A 20471-nucleotide genomic window follows, 5' to 3' on the forward strand; every position below is an offset into this window, starting at 1 on the left:
CCACACTCGGCGGCGTGCGCACCCAGGTAGGCATCATCGGCGCCGGCCCCGCCGGTCTCCTCCTGTCCCGGCTGCTGGCGCTGCGCGGCATCGACAACGTCGTCCTGGAGAACCGGTCCCGGGAGTACGTCGAGGCCCGCATCCGGGCCGGCATCCTCGAGCAGCACACCGTCGACACCCTGACCGACGCCGGCCTCGGCGACCGGCTGCACCGCGAGGGGCTCGAGCACTCCGGCATCTACCTGCAGTACCCGGGGGCGCGCCACAAGCTGGAGTTCCCGGAGCTCTGCGGCCGCACCGTGTGGGTCTACGGCCAGACCGAGGTGACCAAGGACCTCATCGCGGCCCAGCTGGACGGCGGACCGCCCCTGCTGTTCGACGTCGCCGACGTCAGCCCCGAGGACGTCGACTCCGACTCCCCGCGCATCCGGTTCACCGACGCCGACGGCACGCCCCAGGTGCTCGAGTGCGACGTCATCGCGGGCACCGACGGCTTCCACGGGGTCTCCCGCCCGGTGGTCACCGCCGGCACCCCCGGCCGCACGTGGGAGCGCACCTACCCCTACGCGTGGCTCGGCATCCTCGCCGACGCCGCCCCGGCCACCGACGAGCTGATCTACGCCTGGCACCCCGAGGGCTTCGCGCTCTACTCGATGCGCTCGCCGAAGGTGTCGCGGCTCTACCTGCAGGTGGATCCGTCCGAGAAGATCGAGGACTGGTCCGACGACCGGATCTGGGACAACCTCTCCCGCCGGTTCGCCCTCGAGGGCTGGGACGTCTCCACCGGCCCGATCACCGAGAGGTCGATCCTGCCGATGCGCTCCTTCGTGAGCGCCCCGATGCGCCGCGGCCGGCTGTTCCTCGCCGGCGACGCCGCGCACATCGTGCCCCCGACCGGCGCCAAGGGGCTCAACCTCGCCGTCGCCGACGTCACCCTGCTCGCGACCGCCCTCGCGCGGTTGCTCCAGGAGAAGCAGACCGATCTCGCCGACGCCTACTCCGACACCGCCCTGCGCCGGGTGTGGCGGTGCACCCACTTCTCCTGGTGGATGACCTCCATGCTGCACACCTCCGGCGACGAGTTCGACGCGAAGCTGCAGCTCGCGCAGCTGGAGCGGGTGTGCTCGTCGGAGACCGCCGCCCGCGAGCTCGCGGAGAACTACACCGGCCTCCCGATCGAGCACTGAACCGGCCGGGTGCATCCGGACGGGCCGCACCCGGCGAAAGCCGTCCGTGGAGTCGTTCGCGCCCGGGCACGAGACCTACTGGATCGTCCAGCCGCTGCTGGAGGCCGGCCTGCCGCCCGAGGAGGTCCGGGACCTCGTCGTCCGCCTGGGCTTCGAGGCGGTGGTCTGCGAGGGCCACCGCATCGACGCCCGTGTCCGTGACCTCGTCGGCGAGCACCCGCCCGACGTCCGGGGCGCGTGGGTGGAGACGATCAACCGCATGATCACCGGGCCGGCACCCGACCGCTGAGCCGCGGCCGCACCGCCGGCGGGGACACGTCGTCCGGGGCGCCCGGCGCGACCCCGGCACGCGCGCGCTCCGCGGCCGTGTCTAGTCTCGGCCGCGCTGTGGCGCAGCTCACCGTGGAGCTGCAGCCGGCTCTCCCCTGGAGGTCACGTGCGCACCACTCCCCCACGTTCTGCCCGGAGATCGCTCCTCGCCCTCGGGCTCGGCACGGCGCTCGTCGCCGGCGCCCTCGCCACCGCCGCCCCCGCGGCCGCCGGACCCGGGAAGGGGCACGGCAACGGGCACGGCAACGGGCACGGCAACGGCCCCGCCTACGGGGTCTCGGCCCCCAAGGTGGTGACGACCGACGACGGCAGGCTTCGCGGCTCCGTCGTCGACCGCAGCTACCGCACTTTCGAGGGCATCCCCTACGCCGCGGCGCCGGTCGGCGACCTGCGGTTCCGGCCCCCCGAGCCGGCGCAGGACTGGCGCGGGGTCCGCGACGCCAGAGAGCCCGGCAGCGCCTGCCCGCAGCTGCCGAGCGCGTCGAACCCCACGACGTCGGTGGACGAGGACTGCCTGTTCCTCAACGTCACGACCCCCGCGGGGCTCGACGCCGAGCGCGAGGACCTGCCGGTCATGGTCTGGATCCACGGCGGCTCCTGGCGGACCGGCAGCGGCGACCGCTACGACGCCGGCAAGCTCGCCGTCGAGGGCGACGTCGTCGTCGTCACGATCAACTACCGGCTCGGCCCGCTGGGCTTCCTGGCCCAGGAGGACCTCTCCGACGCCATCGGGGACGTGGGCTCCGGCAGTGCCGGCCTGCTCGACCAGCAGGCCGCCCTGGAATGGGTCGAGGAGAACATCGACGCGTTCGGCGGGGACCCGGACAACGTCACCATCTTCGGCGAGTCGGCCGGTGCCTCCTCGGTGTGCGCGCAGCTCGCCGCGCCCGGCGCGGAGGGTCTGTTCGACAAGGCCATCGCGCAGAGCTACAGCTGCACCACCCGGTACGAGACGCTGGACGAGGCCGAGGCGGTCGGCGCCGGCGTGGCGGAGGACCTCGGGTGCGTCGGCGGCGACGTCGTCAGCTGCCTGGAGGACGCCTCGGTCGAGGAGCTGCTGGCCGCCTGGCCCAGCTCCGGCGGCCAGTTCGTCGTGGGCGGCTCCGCGCTCCCCCGCCAGCCGGCCGAGGTCATCGCCGCCGGGGACTGGAACCGGGTCCCGGTCATGCACGGCAACCTGCAGGACGAGAACACGCTGTTCACGCCCCTGCGCATCCCGTCGGACCAGTACGGGTACCTGCTCGACCCGGCGAACTACGAGGCCGTCCTGGGTGCCCGGTTCGGCTCCCTGGCCCCGGAGGTGGCCGCGCGCTACCCGCTCGCCGAGTACGGCTCCCCGCTGCGGGTGCTCGCCGCCATCGCCAGCGACACCGGCAGCGCGTTGTCGACCTGCGAGCACGTCGACGCCTACCAGGTGCTCGACGCCTCGTACGGGTCGGCGGAGGTCTTCGCCTACCAGTTCCGCGACCAGGACGCCCCGGCCCTGGTGGACTTCCCCTTCCCGCCGAGCCTGTACGACGAGGGCGCGCAGCACGCCGGTGAGCTGCCCTACCTCTTCCCGAACCTGTTCGGCGGGCCGCTGACCGCCGAGCAGCAGGAGCTGTCGACGGCGATGGTCCGCTACTGGACCAACTTCGCGGCCGACGGCGACCCGAACGGCGCAGGCGTCCGGACGTGGTTGCCCTACGCCGACGCGTCGTACGTCCAGGGTCTGGACGTCGACTCCGCCGGCGGCATCGGGCCGGTCGACGTGGCCGCCGAGGCCAACTGCGAGTTCTGGGCCTCCCTGAACTGAGCCGGCCACCCCGTACCGGGCCCCGGGCAGCACCGCTGCCCGGGGCCCGGTCCTGTGTCCGGCACGGCCGCTGCGGGATACCGCATCTACCAGCCGGTAGCCCGTGTGGGATCGTCGGGGCACTACGTCGAGACGGCACTGCCGCCGTCAGGAATGAGGACCGATGCGGTTGCAGCTGTCCCCGGAGCTCGAGGCCTTCCGGGAGGAGATGCGGACCTTCTTCACCACCGAGGTGCCGCAGGAGATCCGCGACAAGGTCGCGGCCCACCGGCACGTGTCCAAGGATGAGTACGTCGAGGCCCAGCGCGTGCTCAACGCCGCCGGCCTCGCCGTGCCCCACTGGCCGGTGGAGTGGGGCGGCCGGGACTGGACGCCCCTGCAGCGCCACATCTGGCGCGAGGAGATGCAGCTGGCCGGCGTCCCCGAGCCGCTGGCGTTCAACACCAGCATGATCGGCCCGGTGCTCGCGGCCTTCGGCAACCAGGAGCAGAAGGAGCGCTTCCTGGCCAAGACGGCGAACCTGGACATCTGGTGGTGCCAGGGCTTCTCCGAGCCCGACGCCGGCTCCGACCTCGCCTCGCTGCGCACCACCGCCGTGCGCGACGGGGACGACTGGGTCGTCAACGGCCAGAAGACCTGGACGACCCTGGGCCAGCACGCCGACTGGATCTTCTGCCTGGTCCGCACCGACCCGGCCGCCGAGAAGAAGCAGCGTGGCATCTCGCTGCTGGTCTTCCCGATGGACACCCCCGGCGTCACCCTGCGGCCGATCGAGCTGATCGACGGCGGGTTCGAGGTCAACGAGGTGTTCTTCGAGGACGTCCGCGTCCCCGCCGAGAACCTGATCGGCGAGGAGAACCGCGGCTGGGACTACGCCAAGTTCCTGCTCGGCAACGAGCGCGTCGGCATCGCCCGCATCGGGGCCACCAAGAAGATGCTCGCGCAGGCCAAGGAGCACGCCCGCGAGATCACCGTCGACGGGCGCCCGCTGCTCGAGGACCCGTTCATGGCGACGCGGATCGCCGAGCTGGAGAACGAGCTGGTCGCGCTGGAGCTGACCGCGCTGCGCGTGGTCGCCAACTCAGCCGACGGCCGGCCCCACCCCGCGTCGTCGGTGCTCAAGCTGAAGGGGTCGGAGCTGCAGCAGGCCGCCACCGAGCTGCTGGTCGACATCGCCGGTCCGCTCTCGGTCGCCTCGTTCGCCGACGGCGGCTCGGACGTGCCCGACTGGGCGCGGGTCGCTGCACCGCACTACCTGAACTACCGGAAGGTCTCCATCTACGGAGGCTCGAGCGAGGTTCAGCGCACCATCATCGCCGGCACGATCCTGGGGCTGTGATCTGACGTGGACTTCACCTTCGACAGCGAGCAGAACGACCTCCGGGAGGCCGTGCGCGGTCTCCTCGAGCGCGCCTACGGCGACAGCGAGGCGCGCCGCAAGGTGGTCGGCAACGACCCGGGCTTCGACGAGAAGACCTGGTCGCGGCTGGCCGAGATGGGCCTGCTGGGCCTGCCCTTCGCCGAGGAGCACGGCGGCATGGGCGCCGGCCCGATCGAGGTGGCGATCGTCGCCGAGGAGATCGGCCGGGTCATCGCCCCCGAGCCGTTCATCGAGGCGGTCGTGCTGGCCGGTGGGCTGATCGCCGCCGTCGGCACCGACGCGCAGAAGGGCGAGCTCCTGGCCGCCGTCGCCGAGGGCACCACGGTGCCCGCCTTCGCGCACGCGGAGATCGGGACGCGGTGGAGCGCCTCGGCGTCGGCGGTCACGGCCACGCAGGCCGGCGACGGCTGGACGCTGTCCGGCGTCAAGGAGCCGGTGCCCACGGGCGCCCGCGCCGACGTCCTCGTCGTCTCCGCCGTCGTCGACGGCGGCACCGGGCTCTTCGTGGTGCAGGGGGACGCGGCGGGCCTGACCCGCACCGGCTACCGCACGCACGACGGCACCCGCGCGGCGAACGTGCGCTTCGACGGCACCCCGGCGACCCTGCTGGGGGCCGGCGGCGACCAGACCGCGGCGATCGAGCGCGCGCTGGCCGAGGCGCGCATCGCCTACAGCCACGAGGCGATCGGCGCCATGGACACCGCGCTGCGGACCACCGCCGAGTACCTCAAGACCCGCAAGCAGTTCGGGGTCACGCTGAACAAGTTCCAGACGCTGACGCACCGCGCAGCGGACATGTACGTGTCCCTGGAACTGGCCCGCAGCACCGCGCTGTGGGCGTCGATGGTGCAGGACGCCGGTGGCGACGTCCTCTCCGCGGCCGACCGCGCCCGGCTGCAGACCAGCCGCGCCGGCCGGCACGTGGGCAAGGAGGCCATCCAGCTGCACGGCGGTATCGGCGTGACGGCGGAGTACTCCGTCGGGCACTACACCAGCCGGCTCACCGCGATCGACCACCTGCTCGGCGACGGCGACTTCGCCGCGGCCCGGCTGGCCCGCACCGTGGCCGACCAGGAGACCGTCGACCCGCTGGGCGCTCCGTACACGGGCTGAGCGAGGGCCCTCCCAGGGCCTGCGGCGGAGCCCCGTCCCCCTTCTCCGGGGGGCGGGGCTCCGCTGCGTCCCACGCAGGTCGGGCGGCTCCGGAGCCGCCCTCGCCCTCAGTCGCCCAGCATCGCGCGGCGCAGCTCGTCGGCGTCGGCCCGCACCTTGTCGAGCACGGGCACCAGGTCGTCCTCCCGCAGCTGCCCGTAGGTGAGCCGGACGATGGGCACGGCGTCGTAGCCCTCCGTGGTGAGCCGCGCCGCCACCTCGAAGGCCGCCCGCAGCAGCCCGCCCTCCGGCGAGGTGTAGTCGTCCACGACGTTCAGCCGGCCGGTCATGCCGTGCGGGAAGCCCCACTGCTCGAGGGCGACGGCGGTCAGCCGCAGGCTGTTGATGCCGTAGCGGCGGAGCTCGGCGGTGCGCCGTCCGGAGAAGTCGGCGTGCCCGGCGACCAGCTCGCCGTACCCGTCCGGGTCGTTGTGGTGCAGCAGCGCCGCACCCATCTGGGCCAGCAGACCGATGCACAGCGCGTCCTGCGGGCGCTCACCGAAGCGGGGGGCCAGCGTCGAGGCGGCCAGCGCGAGGCTCGTCGTGACGTCCCAGAAGTCCTCCGGCAGCCGGGCCTCGTCGTCGAGTTCGGTCAACGCCACGGTGGCCATGGTCCGCACCGTGGTGAAGCCGACGACGGTGACGGCGAACTGCAGGGAGGTCACCCGCCCGCGCATGCCGAAGTAGGCGGAGTTGGCCAGCTTCATCACCCGGCTGGCGAGGGCGACGTCGGAGGCCAGGATCCGGGAGAGGACCGTGGCGCTGGTGTCCTCGGAGTTGGCGACGGAGACGATCTGCGCCGCGACGGGCCGCTGCGCGGCCATCGTGTCGATGCTCGCCAGCACCTTCTCCAGGTCGAAGACGGGTGCCCCCTCGGCGCGGGGCGTGAGCTGGGTGACGGTCATCGGGTGCTCTCTCCGTGGGACGAGAACCAGGTGGCGGTCTGCCGCCCGGTCATGGGCTCGCTGAGGCTGAACCCCTGCAGGTAGGTGGCGCCCAGGCGGACGAGTTCCGCGGCCTGCTCCGGCGTCTCGACGCCCTCGGCGACGGTGCTCAGGTCGAGGCTGCGGGCCAGGGCGATGACGGCGGAGGCGATCTCGGCGTAGCCGTGCGCGAGCTCGGCCACGAACGAGCGGTCCACCTTCAGGCAGTCCACCGGCAGGTGACGCAGGTAGGCCAGGGACGAGTAGCCGGTGCCGAAGTCGTCGATGGCCAGCTCGACGCCGAGGTCGCGCAGCTGGTGCAGGACCCGGCGCGCGGAGTCCGGGTCCTTCATCAGAGCCGACTCGGTGATCTCGACGGAGATGCGCGACGCAGCGAGGCCGTGCCGCTCGAGGGCCTCGGCCACCTGCGGCGGCAGGTTGGCGTCGAGCTGCGGCGCCGAGACGTTCACGTTCGCCCGCGGCGGCGCGGCCGGGCCCACCATCCGGTCCCACTCGGCCAGCTGACGGCAGGTCTCGTCGAGCACGAGCAGCCCGAGTGCCGGGACGAGCCCGCTCTCCTCCGCCAGCGGCACGAACACCGCCGGGCTGATCGGGCCCCGCTCGGCGTGGGTCCAGCGCGCCAGCGCCTCGACCGCGACGGGCCGCCCGTCGGCCGCGTCGAAGATCGGCTGGTACAGGAGCGTGATCTCCCGTCGCTCGATGGCGTCACGCAGCTCGGCGACCAGGCGCAGCTTGTCGCGGGCGTTCTCGCGGGCCTGCTGGTCCAGGACGGTGATCCGCCCCTTGCCACCCGCCTTGGCCTGGTACATCGCGATGTCGCAGTCGCGGATCAGCTCGTCGGCCGAGGTGTGCTCCTCCGTCTGCACGGTGACGCCGACGCTGGCGTAGGGCCGCACGTCGACGCCGCCCAGGCGGACCGGCCGGGCCAGCTCCACCGAGATCCGCTCCGCGAGCGCGACGGCCGCCGGCTGGTCGACGTCCTCGCACACCACCACGAACTCGTCGCCGCCGAACCGGGCCACGAGGTCACCGGGGCGCACCGCCGTGCACAGCCGGGTGGCCACCTCGACCAGCAGCTCGTCACCGGCGGTGTGCCCCAGGGAGTCGTTGACGACCTTGAAGTTGTCGAGGTCCAGGAAGAGGCAGGCCAGCGCACCGCGTCCCGGGCCGAACCGCTCCGCGACGTACTGGGCCAGCAGTGTCCGGTTGGGCAGGCCGGTGAGCGGATCGTGGTTGGCCTGGTGGGCGAGCCTGGCCTCGAAGGCCAGCCGGTCGGTGATGTCCTCGATCGTCCCGACGAAGCCGGCCCCCACGCCGGGGGTGAACAGGTGGGCGAAGCGGATGACCGTGGTGCGGACGGTGCCGTCCTGGCGCAGCAGCCGCGCCTGGGTCTCGACCTCACCGCCGTCCAGCGCGGCCGAGACCCGCTCGATGACGGTGTCGAGGTCGTCCTCGTGGACGGTGTCGATCCAGCCGGTGCCCAGCAGCTGCTCGGCGCGGCGGCCGACCAGGCTGCAGAACGCGTCGTTCACGTGGGCCAGCCGCATCCCCTGCTCGGAGAGCAGCGTGGGCACCGGAGAGCGCTCGGTCAGCGTGGAGAAGCGACGCTCGTGGGCATCGGCGGTGGCCCGCAGGGCCCGCTCCTGCTCGTTGGTGGCGGAGACGATGCGGATGGTCCACATCCGGCCGCTGGGGGCCGGTGTCGTCGTGACCAGCGCCTCCACGGTGGCGCCGCTGGCCATCCGCACGGGCAGGGTCATCCGCGCGGTGCGCTCCCGCCGCAGCAGCAGCCTGAGCCCACCGCCGCCGAGGGAGGGGAACAGCTGGTCGACCGGGAGGGCGCGCAGGTCGTCCAGGCCGTAGCCCAGCAGGTCGACCGCGCCGGCGTTCCCCCAGCTCAGGCGGGGACGACCGGCCACCATCTCCGCGACCACCAGCGCGAGGTTGTCGCTGACGCTGGCGCTGTAGAAGACCGAGGACACGATCTCCGGTGGGACGCGGTCGTCGTCGGCAGCGCTGACTGTGACGGACACGGTCTTCCCCTCCTTGCTCGGCGTCCCTGGTTCGGACCCGCCAGAGAGGTTCTTCGGCCGATCCGGGGGACGCCCACCCCCATCCGGGCGGCGCGCACCCCGTTCGGGTGGAGCCCGCCGCCGACTCCCCGGCAATTCCTCACCGATGCGCGGCCGGGCACGTGCGGTCGGTCACATCTCCGGATCCATCAGCCGGAACCGTCCGTTAACAGGCAAGATCCACCCGATCCACCGAGCACCGCGAACGACCCCACCACTGGCGAGCAGGCAACGAGGCCTGCCCACCGAGGATTGGAGCGCCACGATGCAGATCGGAGTCCCGCGCGAGACGCGGCCCCGCGAGACACGGGTGTCCGCGACACCGGCGACCGTGAAGCGGCTCGTGTCGCTGGGGTACGACGTCGTGGTCGAGGGCGGGGCCGGTGCGGCCAGCAGCTTTCCCGACCACGCCTACGCCGACGCGGGCGCTCGGATCGGCTCGACCGACGAGGCGTGGGGGGCCGACGTCGTCCTGCGGGTGAACGCCCCCGCGATCGGGGAGATCGGCCGCCTGCGCGACGGCGCCACGCTGATCAGCCTGCTCTCCCCGGCGCTGAACACCGAACTGGTCGACGCGCTCGCCGCCCGGCCGATCACCGTGCTCGCGATGGACGCCGTCCCCCGGATCTCCCGGGCGCAGTCGATGGACGTGCTGTCCTCGATGGCGAACATCGCCGGCTACCGGGCCGTCGTCGAGGCCGCCCACGTGTTCGGCCGGTTCTTCACCGGGCAGGTGACGGCGGCGGGCAAGGTGCCGCCGGCCACGGTGCTCGTCGCCGGGGCCGGCGTGGCCGGGCTCGCGGCGATCGGCGCGGCGAGCAGCCTGGGGGCGATCGTGCGGGCGACCGACGTCCGCCCCGAGGTCGCCGAGCAGGTCCGTTCGCTCGGCGGGGAGTACGTCGCCGTGCCCGCCGCGGAGGCCCAGGTCAGCACCGACGGGTACGCCCGCGAGATGAGCGAGGACTTCAACCGCCGCGCGGCGCAGATGTACGCCGAGCAGGCCGGGCAGGTCGACATCATCATCACGACCGCGCTGATCCCGGGCCGGCCGGCGCCCCGGCTGATCACCGAGGAGATGGTCGCCTCGATGCGGCCGGGGTCGGTCATCGTCGACATGGCCGCCGCGCAGGGCGGGAACGTCGCCGGCTCGGTGCCCGACGAGATCGTCGTGACCGCCAACGGCGTCTCGATCATCGGCTACACCGACCTGCCGGGGCGGCTGCCCGCCCAGGCCTCCCAGCTCTACGGCACCAACCTGGTCAACCTGCTCACCCTGCTCACCCCGGGCAAGGACGGCCGGCTGGTCCTGGACTTCGACGACGTCGTGCAGCGGGCCATCACCGTCGTGCGCGCGGGCGAGAAGACCTGGCCCCCACCGCCGGTGCAGGTGTCGGCCGCGCCGGCGCCGGCCGCGCCGCCCGCGCCGCCGGCCGGCGCCACCGCCGGTGCGCCCAGCGTGCCCGCGAAGACGCCGGCGCCCGCGCGACGGTTCGCGCTGGTCGGTCTGGGTGCCGCGCTGCTGTTCCTGCTGACCGCCTTCTCGCCGAACGAGCTGGTGCAGCACTTCACCGTGTTCGCCCTCGCCGTCGTCGTCGGCTTCTACGTCATCGGGCACGTGCACCACGCGCTGCACACCCCGCTGATGTCGGTGACCAACGCGATCTCCGGGATCATCGTGGTCGGCGCGCTGCTGCAGCTGAGCAGCGACGACGGCGTCGTGCAGGCGCTCGCCTTCGTCGCCACCCTCGTGGCCAGCATCAACGTCTTCGGCGGCTTCGCCGTCACCCGCCGCATGCTGGGGATGTTCTCCCGCGGCCCGAGCGTGAAGGGCGCGGCCCGATGACCGCCGTCTCCGCCGCCTACGCGGCCTACATCGTCGCCGGCCTGCTGTTCATCCTCAGCCTCGCCGGTCTGTCGAAGCACGAGACCGCCAAGGCGGGCAACACCTACGGCATCGCCGGCATGGCGATCGCGCTGGCGGCCACCATCGGCGTGGCCACCCGCTCCATCTCCGCGGTCGGGCTCACGCTGCTCGTCCTCGCCGTCGCGATCGGCGCGGCCATCGGGCTCTGGCGCGCCCGCAAGGTCGAGATGACCGGCATGCCGGAGCTCATCGCGCTGCTGCACAGCTTCGTCGGCCTGGCCGCCGTCCTCGTCGGCTGGAACGGCTACCTCTCAGTCGAGGGCGCCGAGGGCGGCTCGGTGCTCACCGGCGCCGAGGCCGGTATCCACTCCGGCGAGGTGGTCGTCGGCGTGTTCATCGGCGCGGTCACCTTCACCGGCTCGATCGTGGCCTTCCTGAAGCTGTCGGCGCGGATCAAGAGCAACCCGCTGATGCTGCCGGGCCACAACTGGCTGAACCTGGGCGCGCTGGCGCTGTTCGCGGTGCTGACCGTCGTCTTCGTCGCCGAGCCGAGCCTGCCCGTGCTGGCGCTGGTCACGGTGCTCGCGCTGGCGCTGGGCTGGCACCTGGTCGCCTCGATCGGCGGCGGCGACATGCCGGTCGTCGTCTCGATGCTCAACAGCTACTCCGGCTGGGCCGCCGCCGCCTCGGGCTTCCTGCTGGGCAACGACCTGCTGATCATCACCGGTGCGCTGGTCGGCTCCTCGGGTGCCTACCTCTCCTACATCATGTGCAAGGCGATGAACCGGTCGTTCCTGTCGGTGATCGCCGGCGGGTTCGGCAACGAGGGCAGCGCCGTCGCCTCCGACGTCGACTACGGCGAGCACACGGAGATCACCGCCGAGGAGACCGCCGAGCTGCTGCGGGACGCGAAGTCCGTCGTCATCACGCCCGGCTACGGCATGGCCGTCGCGCAGGCGCAGGGCCCGGTGGCGACCCTGACCCGCACGCTCACCGAGCGCGGCGTCGAGGTGCGCTTCGGCATCCACCCGGTCGCCGGGCGGCTGCCCGGGCACATGAACGTGCTGCTGGCCGAGGCGAAGGTCCCGTACGACGTGGTCCTCGAGATGGACGAGATCAACGACGACCTCGCCACGACCTCCGTCGTCCTGGTCATCGGCGCCAACGACACGGTGAACCCCGCCGCCACCGACGACCCCGGCAGCCCGATCGCCGGAATGCCGGTGTTGCGCGTGTGGGAGGCCGAGCACGTCATCGTGTTCAAGCGGTCGATGAACACCGGCTACGCCGGCGTGCAGAACCCGCTGTTCTTCCGGGACAACACCCAGATGCTCTTCGGGGACGCCCGCGAGCGGGTGGAGGACATCCTCCGGGCGCTCTGAGGGGCCGGTCGGCGGCCGACCGCGGCCCCCGGGTGGGCGCGCGCGACCCCCCGCCGGCTCATGGTGCGGGGCCCGGCACCTGCCGGCCGTCCACGGGTGGGTACGCGGCGTCGTTCACCACGGCCGCCCGGGCCTGCCCGCCTCCGGTCGACCGCCGGTCCGGCGCGAGCGACGCGCCACGCCGTCCCCGGTCGGCCCGGCGGCGGCAGGGCCACCGGACTGACTATGATTGCCCCTGCGCGTCACACAGCCGGCGTGCGCCCGGGCCTCTCGCCCGTCCCGGAGGACCCCTGGAACAGACGGGGGTCCGTCCCCCACCGCCGGCACGCTTCGTCCGGTTACAAGCCCACACGGAGTACCGCGCGTGACGTACCCCGACGACGAGATCTCGGTCGTCCAACCGGCCTTCGATGAGCTGGCACGGCTCTCGTTCGCCGAGCACTCGCTGGAATCGGTCCTGCACAAGGTGACCGAGCTGGCAACCCGCATCCTCCCCGGTCAGCCGATCGCCTCGGTGACGATCGTCGCCGACGGCCGGCCCAGCACGGTGGCCGCGAGCGGCGACCTCGCCGTGCGGCTGGACGAGGTGCAGTACCGCCTCGGTTCGGGCCCGTGCCTGACGGCGGCGGCGTCCGGCCGGCCGGCCGGGATCACCGACACGCACACCGACGGGACCTGGGCGGACTTCGCCGCGGAGGCCGCAGCCGCGGGCTGCGACAGCGTGCTCTCCTACCCGCTGCCGGTGCAGGAGCGGGTGGTCGGCGCGATGAACGTCTACGCGCGCGGGCTCTCGGCCTCCGACGACCGCACGCACGGTCTGGTCTCCCGCCTGGCCGCGTACGCCGTCGGTCCGGTGTCGAACATGTACCTCTACGAGACCGCGGTCGAGCGGGCCGAGCACCTGGAGGCCGCGCTGGAGTACCGGGCGGTGATCGACCAGGCCAAGGGCATCCTCATGGAGCGGCACAAGCTGACCGCCGACCAGGCGTTCCAGCTGCTGGCCCGGGTGTCGATGGAGACCAACACCAAGCTGCGTGACGTGGCGGCCGAGTTCGTGTTGACCGGGGAGCTGCGGGAGCGCTGAGCCGGCGGTTCCTCCCCCGCCGGGATCCGCGAGTCGGCTTGCGCGCCGGACACCGGTCCCCGACGGTGGCCACATGGATCCCTTCCGCGGTCTCGGCATGCCCCGGATCCCGGGGTTCGGCGAGCTGCTCGCGCTGCTGCAGACCCAGACCGAGGCGCTGTCCCAGCTGCCCCGGACGCTGGCCGACCTCAACGGGGCGGTGCGTGAGCTGACCGCCGCGACCACGTCGGCGCGGGAGACGATCGCGTCGGCCCAGCGGATGGCCGAGCGGCTGGAGGACCTGGTCGACGAGCTGGAGGAGCCGGTGCGCGCGCTGCGCCCCGGCATCGAGCGGGTCGGCCGGGTGCTGGACGACCCGGCGGTCGACACCGTGCCCGACACGCTGCGGCGGATCCACGAGGACCTGATGCCGCTCATCTCCGGACTGCGGCAGGCGCAGAGCCGGGTGGGCTCGGTGACCGGGCTGCTGCGCCGCCGCCCGGGGGACGGGGACGACGGCTACTGAGCCACCCTCAGCCGTCGGCGGCAGGCGGCTCGCGGCGGACGAGGTCGCCGACGGCCTCCTCCAGCCGCGCCCACGTGGAGCTCCACTCCACCAGCGGGTCGAGGATCCGCTCGAACACCGCGAGCTGCTGGTCGAAGGCCTGCAGCTGAGCGGTCATCGCCGCGATCGACTGCCGCTGGGCCCTGACGACGTCGGCGATCGCCCGCACCTGCGCGGCGGACATCGCGCCCGGGGGGCTGGGCAGCGCCGGCAGCGACAACCTGCCGGGGACGGCGCCGGCCAGGTTGCGGGCCCGGTCGCTGAAACCGCGCAGCTGGTTGACGAACTCGTCGACGGACCGACCCACGATCCCGCTCGGCGGGGTCGCCCGGTCGGCGTCGTCGGCCTCGGTCATCGCTCCCCCTCCGGCTGCCGTGCCGGATCCGACCTTAGGCGCGCGTCGCCGTCGAGGGCGACCCGTACCGACGGTCCGGGGCACGGGAGCGCCCGCCGGGACATCGATCGCCCCACCCGGTTCAGCGGCCGTCGAGCAGGGCCAGCTCCCGGCCGACCAGCTCGCGACGCCGGCCGCACGACCCCGACCGCGACGGCCGCGGTCGGACTCCTCGGCCGGTGTACTCCCGAACCGGCGTCACGAGCCGCGGGTCAGTACCAGCCCTTCGCCTGGGAGTGGCTCCACGCGCCGCACGGCGAGCCGTAGCGGTTGTTGATGTAGATCAGCCCGGCGTCGATCTGGCGATAGCCGTCGGAGGTCTTGGCGATGCCGGTACCGGCCCACGTCGAGTCGAGGAACTGCGCGATGCCGTAGGCGGTGCTGCGCGGGTTCTGCGCGTTGGGGTTCCAGCCGCTCTCCTTGCCCCACAGGCTCTCCAGGCAGGTGAACTCGCTGCCGCCGACCTTCTGCATGGCGTAGCCCTTGATGGACCCGGCAGGCGCGGCGGGCGCGGCCGGGGCGGCCGGGGCGGCCGGTGCCGGCGCGGCACGCCCGGCGCGGGGGGCGGCGGCCTGCACCTCGGCAGCGCGGGCGGCCTCCGCGGCGCGGGCGGCCTCCGCGGCGCGGGCGGCCTCCGCGGCACGCGCAGCCTCCGCGGCACGGGCGGCCTCGGCCCGTGCGGCCTCCTCGGCGGCACGGCGGGCGGCCTCCTCCGCCTCGAGACGGGCGGCCTCCTCGGCTGCGCGGCGGTCCAGCTCGGCCTGGTCGGCGGCAGCCTGCGCCTCGGCCGCCGCGACCTGCTCGGCCACGCGCTCGCTCCGGCTGGCGGCCAGCGGCTGGAGCGAGCCGGCCGCGGTCTCGGCGACATCGGCCGGAGCCGCGTCGGCGGTGATGCCCAGCTGCTCCGCGATGCTGACCGGCGCCAGCTGCGGCTCCGCCTGTGCAGCGGGCTCGCCGCCGCTGGTGAGGACGCTGGCCGTCAGGCCGCCCGCGGCGGCGACCGCCAGCAGCAGCGCGGGGCGGCGGCCCGCCACGAAACGGCGGCGGCCGCCGGCCGTACGCGCGGCGCGGGCGAAGGAGGTGGGGCGAAGGTTCATGGGGTGGGACTGCTCCAGGTGCAGGGCACAGCAGCCGGCCGTCGGAGCGGCGCGGTGCTGCTGCGAGGTGGTCGAGTGGCAGCGCGGGTGGCGGGCGGGACGCCCGGAGCTCAGCGCGGGGAAGGCGCGCGCGAGGTACCGGACCGGCTGCGGATCCGTGCAGGGTGGACCCGCAGGCTCGCCATGCGGCGGCTCTCCGTTCTTCCGACGGCCGCCTACCGGGTTAGCTGACGGATTCGGGCGGGAAACGGCCCTACCCGCGCCGGAACGTGCCCGGCGCGCGATTCACCCCAGTGCTGCGGTGGGTCCCCGGCTCGCCCCGGAGGGCGACTCGGCGGCGCCCGGCGGACCTCCCCGAATGGGGAGCGGACGACCGGCCGGGCCCAGCCACGGTAACCACCGTTATCCGTCCGTGACAATGCCTGGCGCAGGAAAAGACGTCCGCGGGGCTCAGGGCAGCCGCCACACCGTCGTCCGGCGCAGCTGAGCGGGGTGGTCCGGCGAGGACCCGGTGTCAGGGACCTCGTAGACGGCCAGAGCGCTCAGCCGGTCCTCCGGCAGGTACACCCGGCCCGGATCGCCGATGAGCACCTCCGCCCCCCGGCCGCGGGCGGCGTCGAGGAACGGCAGCACGCGGTCGGTCATCTCCCGGTCGTAGCAGACGTCGCCGGCCAGGATCACCGCCACGTCCGGCGGCGGGGCGCCCAGGACGTCTCCCACGGGCGTGATGCCCGGGGTCCCGTTCCGCTCCGCGTTCACGGTGATCGCGGTGAGCGCGAAGGGGTCGACGTCGCTGGCCAGGACGCCGGTGGCCCCCGCCCGGGCGGCAGCGACGGCCACCAGCCCGCTGCCCGACCCGAGATCCAGCACCGTGCGGCCGGCGACCAGCTCCGGGTGGTCGAGCACGTACCGGGCCAGCGCCTGACCGCCCGGCCAGACCGCGGCCCAGAACGGCGGGTCGGTCGCGGTGTACCCCTGCTCGGTCGCCATCGCCTCCCAGAGGGCCACCACGTCGGCGGCCACGTGGAGCTCCACCTCGGGCACCAGCGCGGGGCGGGCCGGGCGGGTGTGGGCGCGGACGAAGGCGGCGGGAACGGGGAGGTCCACACCGGCAGTCAACCGCACCGCCCGGCCGGCGCCGGTCGCGGCCGTCAGGCCACCGGTGGGCCCGCCCGCCCCGCGCGACGGGCGATCAGCCGCCAGTAGGTCCCCGGCAGCAGCCGCACCAGCACATCGGGGACCGTCGCCGTCCAGCCGATCAGCAACCGCGGGCGGCGCTTCTCGATGGCCGTCACGATCTTCGCCGCGGCCTGCTCCGGTGGCATGCGCAGGAGCCTGGCGAACTGCCGTCGGCCCTCCTCGTACTCCTCCACCGAGACCCCGGAACCGGTCCGGGCGGTCTCCGCGATCCGGGTCCGGACGCCGCCGGGGTGCACCACGGTGACCCCGATGCCGTCGTCGGCCAGCTCGTGGCGGAGCGACTCGCTGAAACCGCGGACCGCGAACTTGCTCGTCGAGTAGGCGGCCTGACCGGCGGGCGCGAAGATCCCGAAGACGCTGGAGACGTTGACGACGTGGGCGCCTGGACGGGTCTTGAGCACCGGCAGCAGCGCATGGGTCAGCCGGACGACGGCGCGGACGTTGATCGCCATCACCCACTCGAACTCCTCGACGGTGACCTGGTCGAACCGCCCGCCGAGCGCCACCCCGGCGTTGTTCACCAGGAGCGTGGTCCCGGGGTGCTCGGCCACGAGGGTCCGCGCGACCGCCGCCGTCGCCTCCTCGTCGGCCAGGTCGACGACGTACGTCGTCACCTGCAGCGCGGGGTGCGCGGCCCGGATCCCCGCGGCGACGCCGTCCAGCCGCTCGGTGTCCCGGTCGAGCAGGACCAGGTGGCTGCCGCGGGCGGCGAGCTGCACCGCCAGCGCCTCGCCGATGCCGCTGGCCGCACCGGTGACGACCGCCGTCCCGCCGGCGAACGCGTAGGGCCGCATCACGCCACCGACGGCTGCGCGTCCGAGGCGGTGGCGACGGCGGCCGGCCGCTGGAAGGTCATGCCCTCGTCCGCCAGCGGCCCGCGCCGCATGAGCGCGACGTCGCGCAGGTAGTTCTGGTGCAGCCGCCACGGGGTCCGCGCCCCCTGCTTCGGCAGGCCCCCGAGGCTGCGCTGCACGTAGCCCGCGGACAGGTCCAGGAACGGCGCGTCCGCACCCTCGGGCGGGGCGACCGGCGTGGCCGAGACGTAGCCGTGGGCGTCCAGGTGGTCCAGCAGCCGGCACACGTAGCGGTTGACCAGGTCGGCCTTCAGCGTCCAGGACGCGTTCGTGTAGCCGATGACCATGGTGAAGTTGGGCACCCCGGAGATCATCATCCCCTTGTAGGAGACGGTCTCGGACAGGTCGACCGGCCGCCCGCCGACGGTGATGCTCATCCCGCCGACCGGGAGCAGGTTCAGCCCCGTGGCGGTCACCACGACATCGGCCGCCAGGTGCTCGCCCGAGGCGAGCTCGATGCCGTCCTCGGTGAACGTGCGGATCCGGTCGGTGGCGATCGAGGCCGTGCCCGCGCGCAGGCTGCGGAACAGATCGCCGTCGGGCACCAGGCACAGCCGCTGGTCCCACGGGTCGTAGGGCGGGTTGAAGTGCGTGTCGACGTCGACGCCGGCCGGCAACTGCTTGGCGGTGAGCCGGCGGACGAGCGCACGGACCAGGGCGGGACGACGGCGGCTGAGCTGGTAGAGCGCGGTGGACGTGAGCACGTTCTTCCACCGGACGATCGGATAGGCGAGCCGGGCCGGCAGCCGCGAGCGCAGCGCCAGGGCCAGCGGGTCGCGGCCGGGCAGGGACAGCACGTAGCTGGGTGTCCGCTGCAGCATCGTCACGTGAGCGGCCTGCTGGGCGAGGGTGGGGACGAGCGTCACCGCCGTCGCCCCGCTGCCGATGACCACGACCCGCTTGCCCGAGACGTCGAGCTCCTCGGGCCAGTGCTGCGGGTGCACCAGCGTCCCGCGGAAGCGCTCCTCGCCCTCGAAGTGCGGCCGGTAGCCCTCGTCGTAGCGGTAGTAGCCCGAGCAGACCGACAGCCAGGAGCAGGTGAGCGTCACGGTCGCGCCGGTGTCCGTGCGCTCGGCGGTCACCGTCCACCGGGCGTCGTCGCTGGACCACTCGGCCGAGAGCACCCGGTGGTGGAACCGGATCCTCTCCGTGACGCCGTACTCGCGGGCGGTCTCCTCGATGTACCGGCGGATCGCGGGACCGTCGGCGATCGCCTTCGACTCCGCCCACGGCCGGAAGGAGTAGCCGAGGGTGAACATGTCGGAGTCCGACCGGACGCCCGGATAGCGGAAGAGGTCCCAGGTACCGCCCACGGCCGCGCGGGACTCCAGGACCGCGTAGGTGGTGCCGGGCCGATCCACCTCCAGGTGGCAGGCGGCGCCGATCCCGGAGAGGCCGGCCCCGACGACCAGGACGTCCACGTGCTCGGTCCCCATGTGCCCACACTCCGCTCTCGCCCGCCCGGCCGGCGGCCGGGTTGCGCGGCGCCGTGAGCGCCACTCCCCCGTCGACGCTATCGACATACTGTCGACAGCGTCAACACGGTGTCGAGACCGGCGGCCGGCGGCTAGTCTCCCTCGCATGTCGGCGCCCACGGAGAACCTGCCCGGCGCCGGGCGCGGCCGTCGGCCGGCCCGGCCATCCGGCGACGACCGGGAGCTGGCGATCCTCGCCACGGCCGAGCGACTGCTCGGCCAGCGACCCCTGGCGGCGATCTCGGTCGACGACCTCGCGCGCGGCGCCGGGATCTCCCGGCCGACGTTCTACTTCTACTTCCCGTCCAAGGACGCGGTCCTGCTGTCGTTGCTCGACCGCGTCGTGGCCGAGGCCGACACGGCCATGCGCGAGGCCTTCGGCAGCCCGGCGGCCGGCGCACGGGAGGGCTGGGCGCGGGCGATCGCCGCCTACTACGAGACCTTCCGGGTCCACCGCGCGCTCACCGTGGCGTGGGCGGAGGCCCGCTCCACCAGCGACGAGGTGCGACGGCTCTGGTCGACGGTGTTCGAGCACTGGGTGCAGCGGTCCGCCACGGCGATCGACGCCGAGCGGGCCCGCGGCGCCGCGCCGCCCGGGCTGCCGGCCCGCGACCTCGCCGTCGCCCTGACCTCGATGAACGAGCGGGTGCTCTACGCGACCTTCAGCGGCGACGGCCCGGCGGTCGCCGAGGCCGACGTGGTCGAGGTCCTGCTGGGCATCTGGCTGCCCGCGGTCTACGGGACCGCCACGCCGGACTGAGCGGCCGGCTCAGACCGCGACGGTCGCCAGCGTGCTGCCGGTCAGGCTGCCGAACCAGAGGGTGCCGCCGGACTCGCGCACGCCGGTGAGCATCTCGAAGCCGGGGATCTCGCCCTGCAGCCGGTGCACCTCACGGCCGCTGCCGTCGACGGCGAGGACGCCCAGCGTGCGGCCGGGGCGCGGCTGGAGGGCCGGCGGCAGCATGCCGAGCAGGGTCCGCACCGGCGCGGGCAGGCGGTGGATCGCGGCGAGCGCCGCGACGCGCGGGCTCGGGAGCGTGATCCACACCAGCCCGTCGGAGCCGAGGGCGATGTTGTCGGGGTGACCCGGCAGGTCGTCGACGAAGACCTCGGCCGTGCCGGCCCGCTCCCCCGAGAGCCACACCCGGCGGACCCGCGCGGCGCCGGTCTCGGCGACCGCCACCCAGCTCTCGTCGGCGGCCAGCGCCACGCCGTTGGCGAACTCCAGCCCACCGAGCAGCTCGGTAACCACCCCGTCCGGTGCCCGCCGGAACAGCCGGCCGGTGGCGGTCCGCTGCACGAGGTCGGCCCGCCACTGCGGGATGCGGAAGCGCTGCGAGGAGTCGGTGAAGTAGATCGTCCCGTCCGCGGCGACCGCGGCGTTGTTGACGGCCCCGAGCCGGCGCCCGCCGACCTCGTCGACGAGCGTCCGCACGGTCCCGTCCGCCGACGAGACCGCCAGCAGCCCGGCGTCGGAGGCGCAGACGAGCACCTCGTCGTCCCCGAGGAGCTCCAGGCCCAGCGGCCGGCCGGGCACCCGCGCGACGGTCTCGACCGGCGCGCCGGGGCCGGCGAGCCGCACGATCCGGCCGTCGGCCAGCCCGGTCAGGACCCGCCCCGCCCGGTCGACGAGCACGTCCTCGGGGCCCTCGCCGACCGGCACCACCGTCGCCCCGCTGAAGTCGCGCACGCCGTCCCCCCGCTCCCGCCGCGGGG

The 20471-nt window shown here is 73.8% G+C and carries 18 protein-coding genes and 1 riboswitch; of the genes, 10 read left to right on the forward strand and 8 right to left on the reverse strand.

The window, feature by feature from the left end; genetic code table 11:
- Window positions 1-14 precede the first annotated feature (14 nt).
- The 5 genes from ABDB74_RS11990 (at window position 15) to ABDB74_RS12010 (ending at window position 5806) form a co-directional block, all read left to right on the forward strand.
- Window positions 15-1187 carry a 4-hydroxybenzoate 3-monooxygenase gene (locus tag ABDB74_RS11990; RefSeq protein WP_346618757.1) on the forward strand — a complete coding sequence of 391 codons (1173 nt, stop codon included), beginning with the start codon at window positions 15-17 and terminating at the stop codon, window positions 1185-1187.
- 46 nt (window positions 1188-1233) lie between these two features.
- Window positions 1234-1476 carry a hypothetical protein gene (locus ABDB74_RS11995; protein ID WP_346618759.1) on the forward strand — a complete coding sequence of 81 codons (243 nt, stop codon included), beginning with the start codon at window positions 1234-1236 and terminating at the stop codon, window positions 1474-1476.
- Window positions 1477-1623: 147 nt separating this feature from the next.
- Entirely contained in the window at window positions 1624-3312 is a 1689-nt protein-coding gene (locus ABDB74_RS12000; protein ID WP_346618760.1) for a carboxylesterase family protein, read from the forward strand.
- Window positions 3313-3475: 163 nt separating this feature from the next.
- Entirely contained in the window at window positions 3476-4651 is a 1176-nt protein-coding gene (locus ABDB74_RS12005; RefSeq protein ID WP_346618761.1) for an acyl-CoA dehydrogenase family protein, read from the forward strand.
- Window positions 4652-4657: 6 nt separating this feature from the next.
- Window positions 4658-5806: an acyl-CoA dehydrogenase family protein gene (locus ABDB74_RS12010; RefSeq protein WP_346618762.1), complete on the forward strand. Its 1149-nt coding sequence runs from the start codon at window positions 4658-4660 to the stop codon at window positions 5804-5806.
- Window positions 5807-5913: 107 nt separating this feature from the next.
- Here the strand turns inward: ABDB74_RS12010 and ABDB74_RS12015 are convergent, their stop codons facing one another.
- On the reverse strand, window positions 5914-6750 hold the full coding sequence (locus ABDB74_RS12015; RefSeq protein WP_346618764.1) for an HDOD domain-containing protein: 837 nt from the start codon (window positions 6748-6750) through the stop codon (window positions 5914-5916).
- A complete protein-coding gene (locus ABDB74_RS12020) occupies window positions 6747-8822 on the reverse strand; it encodes an EAL domain-containing protein (RefSeq protein WP_346618765.1) in 2076 nt (691 codons plus the stop codon). The genes ABDB74_RS12015 and ABDB74_RS12020 overlap by 4 nt, the downstream gene beginning before the upstream one ends.
- 304 nt (window positions 8823-9126) lie before the next feature.
- Between ABDB74_RS12020 and ABDB74_RS12025 the strand changes: the two genes are divergently transcribed.
- The 4 genes from ABDB74_RS12025 (at window position 9127) to ABDB74_RS12040 (ending at window position 13696) form a co-directional block, all read left to right on the forward strand.
- Window positions 9127-10704: a Re/Si-specific NAD(P)(+) transhydrogenase subunit alpha gene (locus tag ABDB74_RS12025; protein WP_346618766.1), complete on the forward strand. Its 1578-nt coding sequence runs from the start codon at window positions 9127-9129 to the stop codon at window positions 10702-10704.
- Window positions 10701-12107 (forward strand): Re/Si-specific NAD(P)(+) transhydrogenase subunit beta, encoded by a 1407-nt coding sequence (gene pntB, locus ABDB74_RS12030; protein ID WP_346618767.1) that lies wholly within the window; start codon window positions 10701-10703, stop codon window positions 12105-12107. Before ABDB74_RS12025 ends, pntB begins: the two co-directional genes overlap by 4 nt.
- A gap of 364 nt (window positions 12108-12471) precedes the next feature.
- Entirely contained in the window at window positions 12472-13191 is a 720-nt protein-coding gene (locus tag ABDB74_RS12035; protein WP_346618768.1) for a GAF and ANTAR domain-containing protein, read from the forward strand.
- A gap of 73 nt (window positions 13192-13264) precedes the next feature.
- Window positions 13265-13696 (forward strand): hypothetical protein, encoded by a 432-nt coding sequence (locus tag ABDB74_RS12040; protein ID WP_346618769.1) that lies wholly within the window; start codon window positions 13265-13267, stop codon window positions 13694-13696.
- A gap of 7 nt (window positions 13697-13703) precedes the next feature.
- On the opposite strand, the gene ABDB74_RS12045 is transcribed toward ABDB74_RS12040, so the two are convergent.
- From ABDB74_RS12045 to ABDB74_RS12065, 5 genes are all read right to left on the reverse strand, one after another.
- Window positions 13704-14090 (reverse strand): hypothetical protein, encoded by a 387-nt coding sequence (locus ABDB74_RS12045; protein WP_346618770.1) that lies wholly within the window; start codon window positions 14088-14090, stop codon window positions 13704-13706.
- Between the two features lie 251 nt (window positions 14091-14341).
- A complete protein-coding gene (locus ABDB74_RS12050) occupies window positions 14342-15226 on the reverse strand; it encodes a transglycosylase SLT domain-containing protein (RefSeq protein ID WP_346618771.1) in 885 nt (294 codons plus the stop codon).
- Between the two features lie 199 nt (window positions 15227-15425).
- A riboswitch (cyclic di-AMP (ydaO/yuaA leader) is annotated at window positions 15426-15563 on the reverse strand.
- 113 nt (window positions 15564-15676) lie between these two features.
- A complete protein-coding gene (locus tag ABDB74_RS12055; RefSeq protein WP_346618773.1) occupies window positions 15677-16333 on the reverse strand; it encodes a 50S ribosomal protein L11 methyltransferase in 657 nt (218 codons plus the stop codon).
- A gap of 44 nt (window positions 16334-16377) precedes the next feature.
- Complete coding sequence (locus tag ABDB74_RS12060) at window positions 16378-17220, reverse strand: SDR family NAD(P)-dependent oxidoreductase (RefSeq protein ID WP_346618774.1); 843 nt, start codon at window positions 17218-17220, stop codon at window positions 16378-16380.
- A complete protein-coding gene (locus tag ABDB74_RS12065) occupies window positions 17220-18716 on the reverse strand; it encodes an NAD(P)/FAD-dependent oxidoreductase (protein WP_346618776.1) in 1497 nt (498 codons plus the stop codon). Before ABDB74_RS12065 ends, ABDB74_RS12060 begins: the two co-directional genes overlap by 1 nt.
- A gap of 145 nt (window positions 18717-18861) precedes the next feature.
- Between ABDB74_RS12065 and ABDB74_RS12070 the strand changes: the two genes are divergently transcribed.
- Complete coding sequence (locus ABDB74_RS12070; RefSeq protein ID WP_346618778.1) at window positions 18862-19515, forward strand: TetR/AcrR family transcriptional regulator; 654 nt, start codon at window positions 18862-18864, stop codon at window positions 19513-19515.
- A gap of 9 nt (window positions 19516-19524) precedes the next feature.
- Here the strand turns inward: ABDB74_RS12070 and ABDB74_RS12075 are convergent, their stop codons facing one another.
- The gene (locus ABDB74_RS12075; RefSeq protein WP_346618780.1) at window positions 19525-20445 is read right to left on the reverse strand and encodes an SMP-30/gluconolactonase/LRE family protein; all 921 of its coding nucleotides are present in this window, start codon (window positions 20443-20445) and stop codon (window positions 19525-19527) included.
- Window positions 20446-20471: the final 26 nt, after the last annotated feature.

The sequence above is a fragment of the Blastococcus sp. HT6-4 genome (assembly GCF_039679125.1).
In the GTDB taxonomy this organism is placed as follows: Bacteria; Actinomycetota; Actinomycetes; order Mycobacteriales; family Geodermatophilaceae; genus Blastococcus; species Blastococcus montanus.